The sequence below is a fragment of the Bacillus sp. AP8 genome (genome assembly GCF_000321185.1).
GTDB lineage: Bacteria > Bacillota > Bacilli > Bacillales > DSM-1321 > Bacillus_AD > Bacillus_AD massilioanorexius.
Genome location: NZ_CAPG01000027.1, coordinates 302463 through 319728 on the forward strand (window position 1 = coordinate 302463; position 17266 = coordinate 319728).

18 protein-coding genes are annotated in these 17266 nt (G+C 31.8%); all 18 read left to right on the forward strand.

Annotation, left to right across the window (positions count from 1 at the left end; all coding sequences use genetic code 11):
• Positions 1 to 78 precede the first annotated feature (78 nt).
• The 18 genes from BN349_RS06195 (at position 79) to BN349_RS06280 (ending at position 17258) form a co-directional block, all read left to right on the forward strand.
• Positions 79 to 969, forward strand: coding sequence for a hydroxymethylglutaryl-CoA lyase (locus BN349_RS06195; RefSeq protein ID WP_019241414.1), 891 nt, complete (start codon positions 79 to 81; stop codon positions 967 to 969).
• A 14-nt stretch (positions 970 to 983) separates the two neighbouring features.
• The gene (locus tag BN349_RS06200; protein WP_019241415.1) at positions 984 to 1766 is read left to right on the forward strand and encodes an enoyl-CoA hydratase; all 783 of its coding nucleotides are present in this window, start codon (positions 984 to 986) and stop codon (positions 1764 to 1766) included.
• 18 nt (positions 1767 to 1784) lie between these two features.
• On the forward strand, positions 1785 to 3311 hold the full coding sequence (locus BN349_RS06205; RefSeq protein WP_019241416.1) for an acyl-CoA carboxylase subunit beta: 1527 nt from the start codon (positions 1785 to 1787) through the stop codon (positions 3309 to 3311).
• A 484-nt stretch (positions 3312 to 3795) separates the two neighbouring features.
• Complete coding sequence (locus tag BN349_RS23455) at positions 3796 to 4644, forward strand: nuclease-related domain-containing protein (RefSeq protein ID WP_019241417.1); 849 nt, start codon at positions 3796 to 3798, stop codon at positions 4642 to 4644.
• A 363-nt stretch (positions 4645 to 5007) separates the two neighbouring features.
• Entirely contained in the window at positions 5008 to 5841 is an 834-nt protein-coding gene (gene nadE, locus BN349_RS06215) for an ammonia-dependent NAD(+) synthetase (RefSeq protein ID WP_019241419.1), read from the forward strand.
• Between the two features lie 115 nt (positions 5842 to 5956).
• Complete coding sequence (locus BN349_RS06220) at positions 5957 to 6493, forward strand: GNAT family N-acetyltransferase (protein ID WP_019241420.1); 537 nt, start codon at positions 5957 to 5959, stop codon at positions 6491 to 6493.
• A 300-nt stretch (positions 6494 to 6793) separates the two neighbouring features.
• On the forward strand, positions 6794 to 7540 hold the full coding sequence (locus BN349_RS06225) for a YveK family protein (protein WP_019241421.1): 747 nt from the start codon (positions 6794 to 6796) through the stop codon (positions 7538 to 7540).
• Positions 7530 to 8234, forward strand: coding sequence for a CpsD/CapB family tyrosine-protein kinase (locus BN349_RS06230; protein ID WP_019241422.1), 705 nt, complete (start codon positions 7530 to 7532; stop codon positions 8232 to 8234). The genes BN349_RS06225 and BN349_RS06230 overlap by 11 nt, the downstream gene beginning before the upstream one ends.
• Positions 8235 to 8269: 35 nt before the next feature.
• Positions 8270 to 9037: a tyrosine-protein phosphatase gene (locus BN349_RS06235; protein ID WP_019241423.1), complete on the forward strand. Its 768-nt coding sequence runs from the start codon at positions 8270 to 8272 to the stop codon at positions 9035 to 9037.
• 235 nt (positions 9038 to 9272) lie between these two features.
• Entirely contained in the window at positions 9273 to 10169 is an 897-nt protein-coding gene (gene galU, locus BN349_RS06240) for a UTP--glucose-1-phosphate uridylyltransferase GalU (RefSeq protein ID WP_019241424.1), read from the forward strand.
• 83 nt (positions 10170 to 10252) lie between these two features.
• Positions 10253 to 10852 carry a sugar transferase gene (locus BN349_RS06245; protein WP_087960616.1) on the forward strand — a complete coding sequence of 200 codons (600 nt, stop codon included), beginning with the start codon at positions 10253 to 10255 and terminating at the stop codon, positions 10850 to 10852.
• 41 nt (positions 10853 to 10893) lie between these two features.
• Positions 10894 to 12012 carry an EpsG family protein gene (locus BN349_RS06250; protein WP_019241426.1) on the forward strand — a complete coding sequence of 373 codons (1119 nt, stop codon included), beginning with the start codon at positions 10894 to 10896 and terminating at the stop codon, positions 12010 to 12012.
• 21 nt (positions 12013 to 12033) lie between these two features.
• Positions 12034 to 13035 carry a glycosyltransferase family 2 protein gene (locus tag BN349_RS06255; RefSeq protein WP_019241427.1) on the forward strand — a complete coding sequence of 334 codons (1002 nt, stop codon included), beginning with the start codon at positions 12034 to 12036 and terminating at the stop codon, positions 13033 to 13035.
• A gap of 85 nt (positions 13036 to 13120) precedes the next feature.
• Positions 13121 to 13843, forward strand: a complete 723-nt coding sequence (locus BN349_RS06260; RefSeq protein ID WP_019241428.1) for a hypothetical protein — start codon at positions 13121 to 13123, stop codon at positions 13841 to 13843.
• 30 nt (positions 13844 to 13873) lie between these two features.
• Positions 13874 to 14203 (forward strand): hypothetical protein, encoded by a 330-nt coding sequence (locus BN349_RS06265; protein WP_019241429.1) that lies wholly within the window; start codon positions 13874 to 13876, stop codon positions 14201 to 14203.
• An 83-nt stretch (positions 14204 to 14286) separates the two neighbouring features.
• Positions 14287 to 14997 (forward strand): glycosyltransferase, encoded by a 711-nt coding sequence (locus BN349_RS23460; RefSeq protein WP_019241430.1) that lies wholly within the window; start codon positions 14287 to 14289, stop codon positions 14995 to 14997.
• Positions 14998 to 15104: 107 nt separating this feature from the next.
• On the forward strand, positions 15105 to 15944 hold the full coding sequence (locus tag BN349_RS06275) for a 6-hydroxymethylpterin diphosphokinase MptE-like protein (RefSeq protein ID WP_019241431.1): 840 nt from the start codon (positions 15105 to 15107) through the stop codon (positions 15942 to 15944).
• Positions 15945 to 16253: 309 nt separating this feature from the next.
• Positions 16254 to 17258, forward strand: coding sequence for a glycosyltransferase (locus BN349_RS06280; RefSeq protein ID WP_019241432.1), 1005 nt, complete (start codon positions 16254 to 16256; stop codon positions 17256 to 17258).
• Positions 17259 to 17266: the final 8 nt, after the last annotated feature.

Consider the following 17266-nt stretch of genomic DNA (forward strand, 5'->3'; position numbering starts at 1 on the left):
CCTTCTCTATTATTCTATTAATTCAAAAAACCTAAGCTTGAATTCTATCATAATAAATCAGAATGAGTGGTGAAGCTGATGAATAATCAGAAAATAATGATCAAAGAAGTCGGCCCTAGAGATGGTTTACAAAATGAAAAAGAAATCATCTCTTCTAAACAAAAAATTCAATGGATTAATTATCTTTCCGAAACAGGCCTTTCCTATATAGAAATAACCTCATTTGTCCCTCGTAATTGGATTCCTCAGCTCAGTGATGCGAAAGAAGTAGCTCGAGGTATTGAAAGGAAAAAAGGTGTTACATACGCTGCTTTAGTTCCGAATTTAATAGGTCTAGAAGCCGCTTTAGAATCTAATATGGATGAGATTAATATTTTTATGTCAGCCAGTGAAACACATAATCAAAAAAATATTAATAAAACTATTACGAACACATATCCGATATTAAAATCTGTTGCTATCGAGGCCTTAAAGGCAGGGAAAACTGTCAGAGGCTATATTTCAACTGTTTTCGGCTGTCCATATGAAGGAGAGGTAAACATAAAGTCTGTGTTAGAAGCGTGCGATCACTTATTGCAGTATGGTGTGAATGAAATTTCTTTAGGAGATACAATTGGCATTGCGAATCCTGTTTCAGTCGAAAAAACATTAACAGAGATTGGTAAGCATTTTGATCGTAGTCATTTTGCTCTTCATTTCCATGATACGAGAGGAATGGCACTCGCTAATATATTGAGATCATTAGATTTAGGTTATACGACATTTGATTCCTCATTGGGTGGTTTAGGTGGCTGCCCGTACGCACCAGGAGCTTCCGGTAATGTTGCTACGGATGATTTAGTCCATATGCTCAATAATATGGGCTATAGTACGGGAATTAGCGAAGAGAAATTACGTGTAGCAGCTGTGTTTATTCAAAATCGTATACGTAAATCCTTACGTAGTCACCAAATGAAAATGACAAAATAAGGGGGAGGATACAAGTGGAACCAGCTATATCGTTCATATCCGATGAAAAAGGAATTGCAACAATCACATTACAAAGAGAAGCGGCTGCTAATTCTTTAAATAGTGAAATACTTCAACAGTTAAACGCAACTTTAGATGATATTTCTGTAAATCCATCAATACGTTGTGTCATTTTAACAGGAACTGGTCAAAAAGCATTTTGTGCAGGAGCTGATTTAAAAGAAAGAAAAAAGATGATTTCGAATGAAGTAAAGCAGACGGTTGCTCTTATCGGCCATACGTTTACAAAGCTAGAGACTCTCCCGCAGCCAGTTATAGCGGCCATTAATGGAGTCGCTCTTGGTGGAGGTTTAGAAATGGCTTTAGCATGTGATATAAGAATCTCTGTTCCACATGCCATTTTTGGGTTACCAGAAACCTCTTTAGCGATTATTCCTGGAGCAGGAGGTACGCAAAGATTACCGAGATTAATTGGTATTGCTAAAGCTAAGGAACTGATTTTTACAGCAGCGAAGATTGATAGTAATGAAGCTTTGCAAATAGGTTTAATCTCAAAAATAGTGGATTATGATTCTCTATTAATAGAAGCAAACCAGTATGCTACAAATATCATACAAAATGGACCAATTGCTTTAAAACAAGCGAAAAGAGCAATTCATTATGGGATGGATATGGATTTGCAGTCGGGGTTAAAGCTAGAAGAAATATGCTATGAAGCTACCATTCCTACAAAAGATCGCTTGGAAGGCTTACTAGCATTTTCAGAAAAAAGAAAACCTATTTATAAAGGTGAATGAGAAGGAGTTGCGGGGTATATGACAAAGCAAAATACGTATTTTCAAACAGTGGAAAGAATTAAACAAGGCGGAAGTGATAAGTATCATAAAGCTAATAAAGCTAAAGGTAAGTTACATGCACGTGAACGCTTGGCTTTATTATTTGATGAAAACTTTAAGATTGAAGATAGTATGTTTGCCAATTGTGATCATGGAGAATTACCTTCAGACGGAGTAATCACAGGAATAGGTACGATTCATGGAAGAAAAGTATGTGTAATGGCTAATGACTCAACTGTTAAAGCTGGCTCATGGGGTGCTAGAACTGTAGAAAAAATCATACGCATTCAAGAAACCGCTCTTAAACTAAATATACCGATTCTATATTTGGTCGATTCAGCGGGAGCAAGAATTACCGATCAAGTTGAAATGTTTCCAGGTAGACGTGGAGCAGGAAGGATTTTTTACAATCAAGTGAAGCTCTCTGGTAGAGTGCCACAAATATGCTTGTTATTTGGTCCTTCAGCAGCTGGCGGTGCTTACATACCAGCATTTTGCGATGTAGTTGTAATGGTTGATGGAAATGCATCTATGTATTTAGGTTCGCCTCGTATGGCCGAGATGGTTATTGGTGAAAAAGTTACACTTGAACAGATGGGTGGAGCTAAGATGCACTGCTCCGTTTCTGGTTGTGGTGACGTTCTTGTTGAGAATGAAGAAGAAGCGTTATCGTTTGCTCGCCGCTATTTAAGTTATTTCCCACAAAATTATAGTGAAAAACCAGCTGACATTGATAGCAGAAGTTCAAAGCTAGAATTCGAGTTAGATGAAATCATACCTGCAAACCAAAACGCTCCTTTTAACATGTATGACTTTATCGAAGGCTTAGTAGATCGGGATAGTTTCCTAGAAATAAAAAAATTGTTTGCAGCCGAATTGATCACTGGGTTTGCCCGTTTAAATGGAAAAGTTGTCGGTATTATCGCCAACCAACCGAAAGTAAAAGGGGGCGTTCTGTTTCATGATAGTGCTGATAAAGCAGCTAAATTTACTACTTTATGTGATGCCTTCCATATTCCCTTATTATTCCTAGCAGATATACCAGGCTTTATGATTGGTACGAAAGTTGAACAGGCAGGCATTATTCGACATGGCGCAAAAATGATTTCGGCAATGAGCGAAGCAACCGTTCCGAAAATTTCGGTAATTGTTCGAAAAGCATATGGAGCTGGTCTTTATGCTATGGCAGGCCCAGCCTTTGAACCGGATTGCTGTATAGCCCTTCCAACAGCGGCCATTGCCGTAATGGGACCAGAAGCAGCAGTTAATGCAGTCTATGCCAACAAAATTGCCGAATTACCACCTGAAGAAAGAGCTGCATTTATCGAACTGAAGAGAGCGGAATATCGACAAGACATCGATATTTACCACTTAGCATCTGAAATGATTGTTGACGCCATCGTCCACCCAAGTAATCTGCGAACAGAATTAATCGAACGATTTAAGGCGTACGAAAGCAAAAATACCGTCTTCACCGAAAGAAAGCACGGTGTTTATCCAGTATAAAAGGATGAGCCAAAGACTTCTATAGGAGGTCTTTGGTTTTTTGTTTTATCTATTCATGAATGGGGCTGTGAAACAGTGCTAATTATAGGAGTTGAACCAAAAAAATCGAAGTTGGCGAAATTGCGCTAAGATAGGGAGTTGAACGGAAAATCTCTAAAGTTGAATCACAATCATGTAAAGTTGAACCGAAAGCGAAGAAAGTTGAATGAAGAGCCGCAAATCAAGCAAGGGAGAGCGTAAGTAACTGGCTTTTCATAAACTAATCTATCTTGAAACTGCGCAAAGATAAGGAGGAGTTGAACATAATGAAGCAAAAGTTGAACGGAAAATCTCTGGAGTTGAATCACAATCATGTAAAGTTGAACCGATAGCGAAGAAAGTTGAATGAAGAGTCGCAAATCAAGCAAGGGAGAGCATAAGTAACTGGTTTTTCATAAACTAATCTATCTTGAAACTGCGCTAAGATAAGGAGTTGAACCAAAATGTGCAAAAGTTGAACGAAAAGTTGTTGAAGTTGAATCACAATCATGTAAAGTTGAACCGAAAGCGAAGAAAGTTGAATGAAGAGTCGCAAATCAAGAAAGATAGTGCATCAATATCGAGCTTATCCGAGTTAGAACATTTACATGAAAAAACTTCGAATTATCGACAGTTTTTGCAGGAGAATTCATTCACTTATCGAAATTTGTATATATTAATAGAAAGGTGTGTTGCTATGATTGTAAAAGAACGTGAGGTACCACTTGTAATTCAGCAATTGCAAGCACTTATTCCTCGACTTTCTCCAAATCACCCAAAAAGGTCTCTAATCAAAGAGCATTTTTTAATACTACAAGCTGGTTATAAAGGTGAAACTTCTATCGATTATTATTTAGAATCACTTCCCCAAAAAGAATACTATATACTGCATGATGTGAGATTACGGCAAAATGATCAATACTTTCAAATGGATACGCTCATAATAAACGAAAGGTTTCTCCTTATTTTAGAAGTGAAAAATATCCAAGGTAACTTGCATTTTGATCAAAATTTTCATCAACTTATTCGAACTTTTGAGGGTGTAGAGAATGCATTTCCTGATCCAATCCTACAAATCAATCGACATAAGCAATTGCTTACATATTGGCTCCAAAGCAAAAAACTCCCACTTCTTCCTATCATTCCACTAGTTATTATCAGTAATCCTCATTCAGTTATTTCTTCTTCTATAATCAATATTAAGGATATGGTTATACACAAAAACTATATTCCTGAAAAAATGAAAAGATTGAACTTACAATACCAACAAAAATTGATTGAACCCCAAGTGCTAAAAAATGTCTCAAAACTATAAAAACTCATCATAAACCTAAAAAAGACTCGATAATCGAACGTTTTGCTATTACACGGGATGAGGTCATGAAAGGGGTGCTATGTAATAAATGTCAAACAGCTATTATGAAGAGGTATTATGGAGGCTGGATATGCCTTCAATGCAATCATCAAGATAAAGATGCTCATAAAAAAGCATTACATGATTATTGTTTGCTTTTTAGTGATAACATATCAAATAAAGACTGTAGAGATTTTTTGCAAATAACTTCGAGTTCATTAGCGTGGAGATTATTAAAACAGAAGAATTTTACGTAGGAGCTGTTAAAAACGTTGAATAGTTATGTTAAAATCAAAATTACAAATAAAGAAAGAAGTGTGACAAATGAGACCTTTGCAAGCTGAAATTATTAAAGTGTTAAAAGCGAAACCGACAATAGATCCCGAACAAGAATTTAGAAGAAGTGTAGATTTCATTAAAGATTATGTGAAAAAATATCCATTTATTAAAAGTGTTGTCTTGGGGCTATCAGGTGGTCAGGACTCAACTCTTTGTGGTTATATGGCACAAACGGCGATTAATGAACTGAACGAAGAAGTTGGCAATAATGAGTACTCGTTCGTTGCTGTTCGTTTACCATATGGTGTACAAATGGATGAAGATGATTGTCAGGATGCTATTCAGTGGATTAAGCCAAGTATTACAGTTACTGTTAATATTAAAGATGCTGTCGATGCCAGTGTGAAATCGGTTGAAACTGCAAGTGGTAAACAAATGACTCACTTCCTTAGGGGAAATGTTAAGGCTCGTGAGCGTATGAAAGTACAGTATGATTTAGCTGGTGTTTATTCAGGAGTAGTTCTTGGAACAGATCACGCGGCTGAAGCAATTACAGGATTCTTTACAAAACATGGTGATGGAGCTTGTGACTTGGCACCTTTATATCGATTGAATAAACGTCAAGGGAAAGCTATTTTGAAATATCTAGGTTGTCCAGAGCACTTGTACATGAAAAAACCAACGGCAGATTTAGAGGATGATAAACCACAAATTCCAGATGAAGTCGCATTAGGTGTTACATATGATGATATTGATGATTATATTGAAGGAAAAGAAGTAAACGAATCTGCTGCTCAAAAAATCGAAAATTGGTATATTAAAACTGAACATAAACGTTTCGGACCAATCACGGTTTTTGATGATTGGTGGAAGAAATAAACCTAAGTCACTCACAACATTGCATTTTTTACGAGTTGTGAGTGACTTTTTATTTAAATTTTCAACTTGTAGGTTTAAGACGTTTTCATAATGTGTTATAAGGGGGAAGAAATACATGGTGATTCGAAAAGCGGTTATAGGGGATGAAAGAGGAATTGCCTCTGTACAAGTTCAATCCTGGAAAGAGACGTATAAAGGAATTATTAAAGACGAAATATTAGACAATATGGAAGTGGATAAAAGAGAAGATATGTGGAAAAAAATTCTCGAAGAAAATGTGCCAAATAGGTTTACTTATATAGCTGTAAATGAGGATAATCAAATCGTTGGTTTTGCTTCGGGTGGAGAGAACCGTACCAAAGCCTATTCGTATGATGCTGAATTATATACCTTGTATTTGTTGGCTGAAAACCACGCTCGTGGAATTGGAAAAGAATTGTTTTTACATACAGCAAGAGACTTAATCAATGTTGGTTTTCAATCAATGCTTGTATGGGTGTTAAAAGATAATAAAACGAGAGGATTTTATGAGAAATTTTCGTCGAAGTTGGTAGGGGAAGAATTTATTGATGGATTAGAAGTATTTGAGGTTGCTTATGGGTGGGAGTCTCTAGAAAATATTATAGGTAAAAATAACTTAAGAAATAAATAAGTAGGGAAAAGCGAAATTCTATTTTTGTAGAATTTCGCTTTTTTGTGATGAATCATAAAGATTTATAGATTTTATAAAGAATGGATATTTTTAGATAGATATTCATAAATTTTCAGTCACTAAATTATAATTTGCTCTTCTTTTTCACTATGAAAGCGATATTAATGAAAAAACAGAGTGAAAAAGTAGTTCTTTTTACTCAATTTTCGTTATAAAGAACAAATTTTTCATTAAATAGTTTTATTTTTGGAGTAAATGTTATATTATGGGAAAAACGAATTACAAAAAGTGGAGGGGAAAATGGAAGAAGCCTTTAGTATAAAAGAAATAGTCCTTACATTATGGAAAAGATGGAAGCTGATTTTTGGAATTGTTTTTTTATCAGGAATAATATGTGCAATCGTTACATATTTTTATTTGTCTCCGGTTTATCAATCATCGACACAATTACTAGTAAATCAATCGCAGAACGGAGAGGATGGATTTAATTACAATGAAGTGCAAACAAATTTGCAATTAATTAACACATACAACGTAATTATTAAAAGTCCGGCTATTTTGCAGTTAGTAAAAGAAAAATTAAACCTTGATTATTCTACTGAGAATCTTAGCCAAAGAATTTCTGTTAGCAATCAAGCACAATCTCAAGTAGTGAACATTACTGTTGAAGACCAGGATCCAGTACTTGCTGTAAATATAGCAAACACAACATCTGAAATTTTTCAAAAAGAAATAATAAATATTATGAATATTGATAATGTTAAGATTTTGTCTAAAGCAAAAATTAGTGAAAATCCAGTGGCCGTAAAGCCGAAACCTTTAATGAACTTTGCTATTGCACTGGGAATAGGTCTATTGATATCCGTAGGTTTATCCTTCATCTTGGAGTACTTTGATAATACAGTAAAAGGTGCTGAAGATATAGAGTCGTTATTACAAATACCAGTTTTAGGAGTAATCACACTAATAGAAGATACAAAAGACAAATCACCTAAACACAAAAAAAGTAAAAGGGCTTATCAAAGAGGTGAAAATATTGGTATTTAGAAGAAACAAAAAGAAAAAACACTTAACTCATAAAAATAGATTAATCACTCAAACACTCCCTAAATCTCCAATTTCTGAGCAGTATCGAGTAATACGGACAAATATTCAGTATACGACGGTAGATAAGGAAGTTCAGTTGCTTATGGTGACTTCATCAGATCCTGGAGAAGGAAAGACAACAACAGCGGCTAATTTAGCCATTGTTTTTGCACAACAGGGAAAAAAAGTACTCTTAGTAGATGCTGATTTAAGAAAACCGAACATTCATTATCTTTTTAATTTACCGAATGCATATGGATTAACCTCCATATTAGTTAAAAGTCTAAATATTTCCAATGTAATAACAAGTACAGAAGAAGAGAGGTTGTTCATATTAACTAGTGGACCTATCCCACCTAATCCTGCAGAATTACTATCTTCAATTATCATGAAGGATCTTATTGAAGAACTTAAACAAGAGTTTGATTTAATTATTTTTGATACTCCACCTCTATTAGCGGTAACTGATGCTCAAATAGTTGCCAATATATGTGATAGTTCGATTTTAGTAATAGCTAGTTCGAAAACGGAAAAGGAAAAGGCATTAAAATCAAAGGAATTATTAAGTAGTTCAAAGAGTGACTTATTAGGAGTTGTTGTAAATAAGAAAAAAATTTCAAGAAAAATTCAAGCTAGTTATTATTATGGTGATTAACACTAATTCTAATAATAGGAAGAAAGGATTATTTTATGATTGATATTCATTCTCATATTTTACCAGGAATCGATGATGGAGCTGCAAAGGAAAGTGACAGCATTGAAATGGGAAAATTAGCCGTGAAAGAGGGAATACATACTATTATTGCTACACCACATCATCAGAAACATAGATATGAAACGAACAAACAAGACATTTTAAATAGAGTACGAGATTTAAATAATCTATTTGAAAAAGAAAAGATATCTTTAAAAGTGTTAGCTGGCCAGGAAATCAGTATATATGGTGACATCATACCGGAGTATAAACAAGGGAAAATTTTATCTTTAAATGATGGCGGACGATATATTTTAATAGAATTTCCAATGACAATTGTACCAAATTTCACAGAACAACTTTTTTATGACCTTCAATTAGAAGGATTAACTCCAATTATTGCACATCCAGAACGAAATCAAGAAATCTTTGAAAATCCGAATCTCATATATGAGTTTGTGAGAAAGGGAGCATTAACTCAAATAAATACATCTAGTTTAATGGGGAAATTTGGAAGTAAAATACAAAAACTCTCCATGAAACTCATTGAGGCTAATTTAACTCACTTCATAGCATCTGACGCACACAATATAAAAAAACGAAACTTTAAAATGGATCAAGCATTTTCTAAAATCAAGAAAAAATTTGATTTGGATACAGTTGACTATTTTATGAATAATTCTGACTTACTTGTTCAAGGAAAACAAATTGTAAAAGAACAGCCAAACAAGATTAAGAAGAAAAAGGTATTAGGAGTTCTCTAATTTAATATTTTGAAAATCGGTGAGGCTTCCTGTCCGTTATTAATGGAGGCACTCGGCTATGCTGTGGGATTATTCTATGTCCTTAGACACGTTCGTTGTCAGTGGTATGGTGTGAGGGTGGGTTAGATGCCCAAACTTTTTAAAAATTAAAAGTTAATGATATGTATTTGGACTTAATGCCGTATTGTTAACTTTTGATTTTTAAATTAATAAAGGATAGAGAGGGTAGATTTAATTGAAAAGTGTAAAAAAAGCTATTATTCCTGCTGCAGGTTTAGGAACAAGATTTTTACCAGCTACAAAGGCGATGCCTAAAGAAATGCTTCCAATTGTAGATAAACCAACAATTCAATATATTGTTGAAGAAGCTATTGAATCAGGGATAGAAGATATTATCATTGTGACAGGAAAAGGAAAAAGGGCTATTGAGGATCATTTTGACAATGCTTTTGAACTTGAAGCAAATTTAATGGAGAAACATAAGTTTGAACTTTTGGAAAAAGTGCAAGCCCCATCGAAGGTTGACCTTCATTATATTAGACAAAAAGAACCTAGAGGATTAGGTCATGCAATATGGTGTGCTAGAAAATTTATAGGAAATGAACCATTTGCAGTGTTATTAGGAGATGACATTGTTCAGGCTGACGTTCCGTGTTTAAAGCAATTAATCAATGAGTATCATCAAACAAATTCATCTGTCATTGCTGTGCAAAAAGTACCGGATTACGAAACGAATCGATATGGAATTATTAGTCCTAAAAAACAACTAAATAGACGATATGAAATAAATACTCTAATAGAGAAACCGCAAATTGGCAGTGCGCCATCCAACTTAGCTATTATAGGTCGATATATATTAACCCCAGAGATCTTTTACTTTTTAGAACAACACACTATAGGTGCAGGAGGAGAAATACAGCTAACGGATGCTATACAAAAAGTATCAGAAATACAATCTGTATATGCATATGAGTTTGAAGGAAATCGATACGATGTAGGTGAAAAGTTAGGTTTTATTAAAACGACATTGGAGTTTGCATTGAAAGAAAAAGATTTGAAACATGAATTATTTCGATATCTAGAGGAGGTGCAGCATCGTAATTCTAAAGTAGCAGGAGTGAGTGAAGAGTGAGTACTGAAAATACAAAATTACAAACATATAAGAAAGAATCTGTAAATTTTGAACAAAAAAATACTCATCTTTTTTATCTGTATATGAAGAGGTTAATAGATATTTTTGGCTCTTTAATTGGTATCTGTATTACTAGCATAATTATGGCTTTTTTGTTTGTCTTTTATATCGTTGGAGAACATAAAGGACCGATGTTCTATAAACAAAAAAGGATTGGTAAGTATGGAAAAAAATTCTATATTTATAAATTTAGATCTATGATTGTGAACGCAGAAGAAAAGTTAGTAGAAAATGAAGTTCTATATAAAAAATATATTAATAATAATTTTAAGCTGGAGCAAGATGATGACCCTAGAATTACAAAAATAGGTCGTTTTTTAAGAAGAACAAGTCTAGACGAATTCCCGCAATTTTTCAATGTATTAAAAGGAGAAATGAGCTTAGTCGGACCTAGACCAACAGTTGAAGAAGAACTCAAATATTACAATGAAAAAATAGGTGATTTTCTTTCAGTTAAACCAGGTGTTACTGGTTATTGGCAAGCGAGCGGGAGAAGTAATATTGGTTACCCAAGGCGTGTTGATATTGAATTGTACTATATATATAACCAAAGTCTAGCTTTAGATATAAAAATACTTTTTAAAACGATTATACAAGTAGTAAAACGAAAAGGAGCATATTAATTGTAAAATAATGTATAAAACATGGGGAGTAAGGAGTAATAATGCTAATTTATTTATTATTACCTTTAGCTATTTTATATTGTTTATTTCTTTCAAGGCTAACTATTAAAAGAAAATACAAATGGACTAATGGTGAGATATTTACTGCTAGAAGTAATACCATTTTGATATTATGGGCTTTAATTTTATTAGGATTGGCAGCTTTTAAAGGGGTAGGAGTCGGTGTTGATTATCCCATGTATTATGGTTTTTTTCTTCATGAATCATATACTGGAATTGAACCTGGAATAAGCTTTTTCTACGACCTTGCTGTAAAATATGAGAATTTTTTTATATTTTCAATAGGAACTTATGCACTTTTTATCTTCTTTATGTTCTATGGAATTAAGAAAAATTCTCCCAACTATTTAATTAGCTTATTGTTCTTTCTTCTGACCTATGTTTATTTGAATAGTTATAATCAATTACGTCAATTGATTGCTGTTTCAATAATCTTTTGCTTTGTGAATATCTTACTTTCTGATAAAAAAATAAAAAAATGGATGTTTATATGTATTATTCTTCTAGCACTTTTATTTCATAACAGTGCTATTTTTATGTTTTGCCTATTTCTAATACCTAAGAAACCATTTAATCGCAAGATTGTTATTCCTCTTTTTTTATTGACCATTGTACTATATTTTATTCCGGAATTTAAGAATGTAGCAGGTGATATCATTATTAAAATCTCAGGAGTCTATGCGGAAAAGTACACTTCCAATCTGGATTTCTTTTTTGAAGTGAATAAAGAAAAAGGGCTATTACAACTAATGCCAGTTATCATACAAATGTTTATCGTAACAGTTTCTTTATATCTCCCAAAGAATGAATTGAATTTAAGTATTAATTATGGGTTATACCAATTTAGTACAAATGCTGTTGTGATAAATTTATGGCTCTACTCAATAGCAGGGATTGAGTCAGTAGACAGAATACAACTTTATTTTTCAGCTTTTAATATATATTATTACTCTATTTTAATACATCTTTTATTGAATAGTAAAAATAGACGTAATGGACAAATATTTATGTTATTTATAGTTGGATTTTGGATGCTTTACTATGTTTTAAGACTTTTTATTAACATAGCAGGTGTTGTACCATATAGTTTTTTTAGCTAATAGTAAGTAAGGAGAGTATTTATGGAAGGACTTAGTATAATTATACCTTTCTATAATGTAGAAAAGTATATAGAAGCATGTTTGCAATCAGTTGTGAATAGTATGGACAAATTGTCCAATGTGCAAATCATTCTAGTGGATGATGGATCAAAAGATTCATCAGGACAAATTGCTAAAAGGTTTGTTAAACAATATTCCAATATTACTTACGTATCTAAAGAAAATGGTGGATTATCGGACGCTAGAAACTATGGTCTTCGATACGTTAAATATAATTACGTTACTTTTATAGATAGTGATGATTATATAGCTGAAGATTATTTTTTTGAAATATTTAAGGCGATACAAAGTAAACCAGACTTAATCGTTTTTGATTGGGTAGATGTAGGTGAAAAAAATTATAGAAATATTGTTAATGGAATGGAACTTCCAAATGTTTTGTGGACCATACAACCAAGTGCCTGGAATAAAGTTTATAGAAAGAACTTATTTGATGAAGTTCTGTTCCCTAAAGGTAAGATTTATGAAGATGTAGGAACAACTTATAAATTACTTTATTACGTGAATGATTTTGTTTATTTAAAAAAACCGTTATATATGTACCGAAAAAACAGAGTAGGAAGTATTCTTACAACAATTTCTCCTAAAATTAATGATATATATCATGTATTAGAGGATACTTATTCTTTTTATAAAGAAAAAGAAGCATTATCTGTTAAAAATACAAAGGGTCTATGTTATCAGTACGTCAAAATTCTATTATGGTCAAATATGTATAGACAATTAAAATTATATAAATTTAATCTAGTAGGTTTTCACATGAAAATGAAGCAGACAAGAAGTTTAATATATGATCTTTTTCCAGAATGGAAAAGTAATACATATATTAACGAAAAGGAAGATTTTTTTAAAGAAAGATTGGGAAGGGATTTTGTTGGAAAAGTCGATAAAATTGGTAAAAGTTTTATTGAAACTACAGCAGTTATTTTTTTCTTGATTCTTAAGAATAGAAAAAGATATTAATATCTTTTTCTGAGGTGAGAGGATAAATGGAGAAAGTGATGTGTAGTAGTTCTATTTTGGTGACAGTGTAACGCTATATGCCAATATGAAGAAAAAGAATATAAATATCCATAATGAAGTCTATCTAAAGACTGTTGTTTGTCTCTTTAGTTCAATAAGATATTTTTCACACAATATGCAATTGATTTTCTTTGTAAATGATATACAAAAATTGCAACAGTTACAATATGGATATTATATCCAAATTCTAAATAAGTTACATGTTGAAATCATTGAAGTTTCATCTGAATTTGTAGATACAACTAAACCGTGGGCTGGTTATGCTCAATTTTGTGAATTTGGTAGACATAATACCTGGTTAGAGGATTTCCTTGGTCTCAATATTGAGAAGGAAAATGAATTTGCATTACCCTACGGAGGAGAATTTTTTTATTTAAATACGAATACAATGATTCCTTTTTTTGAAAGGTTTTTTCTTGAATATAATAAAAATGAAAATTTTTATCATACTGAGGAACATTATTTTACGACTATTTTTAATAGTGAGGAATTTTTGGTTAAGAAAAGTATGGAAGTAAACCCATTTTTTAAGAGAGTTATTCGGGCCAATAAAAGCCTTGATGATCAGTATTTATGGGGAATTTATTTTCCAGGTGAAAAGGATTATAAGTTGAAATATCTATTTAACTCTTTGTCTAGGAATAATTTTGTATTTTCACAAAGAAAGGCGAAACAAATCTTAAGAATAGCTACTTTTTTTAGAATATTCCCAGTTATTGGAAAGGTTATGAAAGGAATTTATAGGTAATCAAATAAAAAGGTGAGAGAGGCATAGTATGTGAAAACAAAGAAAAAATTATTATTTATCATGAGAAACTTTGAAGGAGGAGGTGCTGAAAGAGTAACGATTGATATTATTAAAAATCTTGATAATAACAAATTTGAACCAATCATTTTCGTGATAAATTATCAGGGAGAGCTAATATCATCCATACCGAAACATGTGAAAATAATTAAAGTATTAACGGCAAATAAAAAAGGAATTTTTCATCTATTTAAACTAATTAAAAGTATAAAAAAAGCCGTAAAAAAATGCAGATTTGATTATTGGAACATTAGAAGCAACACCTACATACCTAGCAGCTATAGCTTCATATTTAACCAATAAGCCAGCTATTGGATGGGTTCATATAGATTGTTGAACACTATTCAAAAACGAATAAAAAGATTCATAAGTATTTAATTAATAAATTGTATCGTAAGTTAAAAACGATAATAGCTGTTTCAGATGGAGTGAAAGCCTCGTTTGAGAAAAAGTTTCCAAAGGTTAATGTACCAATTAAACGAATATATAATCCTATAAGGCTAAATGATATATCTAGTATGCTCGTTGAAAAAAATGATTTAGATGTAACAGCTGAATCAATCTTATTAGGTGTAGGACGATTGACAGAAATGAAGGGATTCGATGATTTAATAAAGGCTCATAAGTATTTATTAGATAAAAAAGTGAAAACTAAATTGATTATACTGGGTGAAGGAGAACAAAGAGAAAATCTAGAAAAATTAATACTAGAATTAAACGTACAAGAAAGTGTGATATTAAAGGGATTTGTTAATAATCCCTACAAATATATGAAAGCTGCAGATGTATTTGTGTTAAGTTCTAGATATGAAGGATTTTCAGTAGTTATAGCCGAAGCTTTAGCAGTAGGATTACCGGTTGTATCGACTAATTGTCCGAGTGGACCTTCTGAGGTTCTTGAAGAGGGGAAATATGGATTATTATCTCCGGTGAATGATTATAAGGCACTTGCAATGAATATTATCGAAAGTTTGAAAATAGATAATGATGGAGTAAAAAACATTAGAAAAAAACGAGCAAACGATTTTTCATTTCATAAAATTATGCCTGAATTTGAAGAATTATTTCATGAGATAGTTGAAAAAAATAGCATTTAAGAGTTGTATGGATGTTTCAATATCTATCATTCCTAATGAAAATTGTATTCATGAATAGGATTTATTTTGAAGCATTACTTTATATACTGTAGGTGGTGAAAGAAAATTTGACCATAAAAAGCATTTTAAAGAAGAATAAATACATTTATTCTTCGCTTGTAATAGTAATGAACGTAATTCAATTCTTAATATCTACTGTAAAATTTCAAATAAGTAAGTTTCTAAGAGTAAGTCGAATTTGTAGAAAGAGTCGTTATGAAAAGTTAAAAAATCTTAAAGATAAACATTTAGGAGAAAGATGCTTTATTGTTGCTACTGGACCTAGTTTAGTAATAGAGGACTTAGAAAAATTAAGAAATGAAATAACGTTTAGTATGAATTCCATATTTTTATCTTTCGATGAAACGAAATGGAGACCAAACTATTACGGGATTCAATTTCCTGAATTTTATCAAAAGTATAAAAATGAGATTGACCATTTAGATGTCGAAACTAAACTTTTTGGAGATGTTATTTCGAAACAGATCAAGATTCCAGACGATTATTACATATATCCACTCAATATGCTCAATCATAATTGGGCCCATAAAAAGTATCATTCCAAATTTAGTGATGATGCCTTTAAGGTTGTTTATAGTGGGTATACAATCTCATATTCTTTAATTCAATTAGCCGTTTATATGGGATTTAAAGAGATTTATTTAATCGGTGTAGATTGTAATTACTCTATTAATAATAACAATCACTTTAAGGATTATGGGATAGTGGATCCAGAAGTTGCTGAAGCGAGTAAAAAAATGATATGTGCCTATGAAGAAGCAAAAAAATATGCAGATTATAGTCAGATAAAAATCTATAATGCATCAAGAGGAGGCATGCTAGAGGTATTTGAAAGAGTCGATTTTGATTCATTGTTTATTAAAGAAAAGGTTGAAAACATTGGCTAATGCAATTAGAGATTTTCTCTAGCGGCATTTTTTTATTTAAAAGTTGTTTTCTAAAAGATTGTTGTTTTTAAATAAGTATCGTGAATAATACCAGCTGATGGAAGGATTGGTTGATTGGGAATGTGTGGTACGAAACTCCTGCGAGAGCAGCAGGGCTGATGAGAACACCATACGTGCTATGCACCGAGGAAATTCACTGCCTTCTCATAGAGAGCGATCATCCTTGTGCGGATGTCAATCTAAACTCACTACTTGTTAATAGGTAACAAAGTTTGCGAAAACAGCTTAATTAAAAGTTGGTGAAAATGTATGCAAAATAAGAAAGTGAGTATTATCATCCCAGTATATAATAATGAAAAATTCTTAGACAAGTGTCTTAACAGTGTTATCAATCAAACGTTAAACGATATAGAAATTATTATAATAAATGATGGATCAACTGATAATAGCTTAAACAAACTTAAGTGGTACGAAAGTAAATATTCAAATATTAAACTTCTTAATCAGCCAAACTCAGGTCAAGCTGTAGCAATAAATCGCGCTTTAGATTTAGCTTGTGGTGAGTACGTTGCATTTGTTGATGCAGATGATTATATTGAAAACAATATGATTGAAACATTATATAAAGAAGCTAAGTCGAGTAATCTTGACTTAGTTATATGTAATTATACTAAAGTTGATATGGATGGCAGAATCTTAAGTTATAATGACCATTCAACTTTTGATAATAAACTTCTTGATAGAAATGATTTAATCCGAGAATTTTTACTGAATGAAAATAATCTAGTTGAAGGTTTTTCATGGAATAAATTAATAAAGATGAAATTATTCAATGAATTTAATATTAGATATCCTCATATTAAATATGAAGATATTCCTACTATTTTCAAGATATTGACAAAGATAAAATCCTGTAAATATATAAATGATAATCTTTATTATTATGTACAGCATAATGATTCAATAACGAACACTAAAAGTATACAAAATGTCAAAGGATATATTGAAGCTATCGAAATGGTGAATGACATATTGAAAGAAGAAAATTTAATTTCAGTATATAAAGAAGACTATTTTATTTATAGGAGTCATTCTTTGCTTTCAGAATATATGGTTTCGATTGAAGTAGTTAAAGATTCTAAAGAATTGACAAAAACCTTTAAAGAAATTTTTCAATCAATAAAAATAAATAAATTATTAAGGTTAAATAAACAAGTAAGTATAAAATTTTTTATTAAAGCAGTGTTATGTAAACTTTGGTTATTTCCTCAGTTTGTAATGACCTATCATAAGGTAAAGTCTATATTTCATTAATATTAATT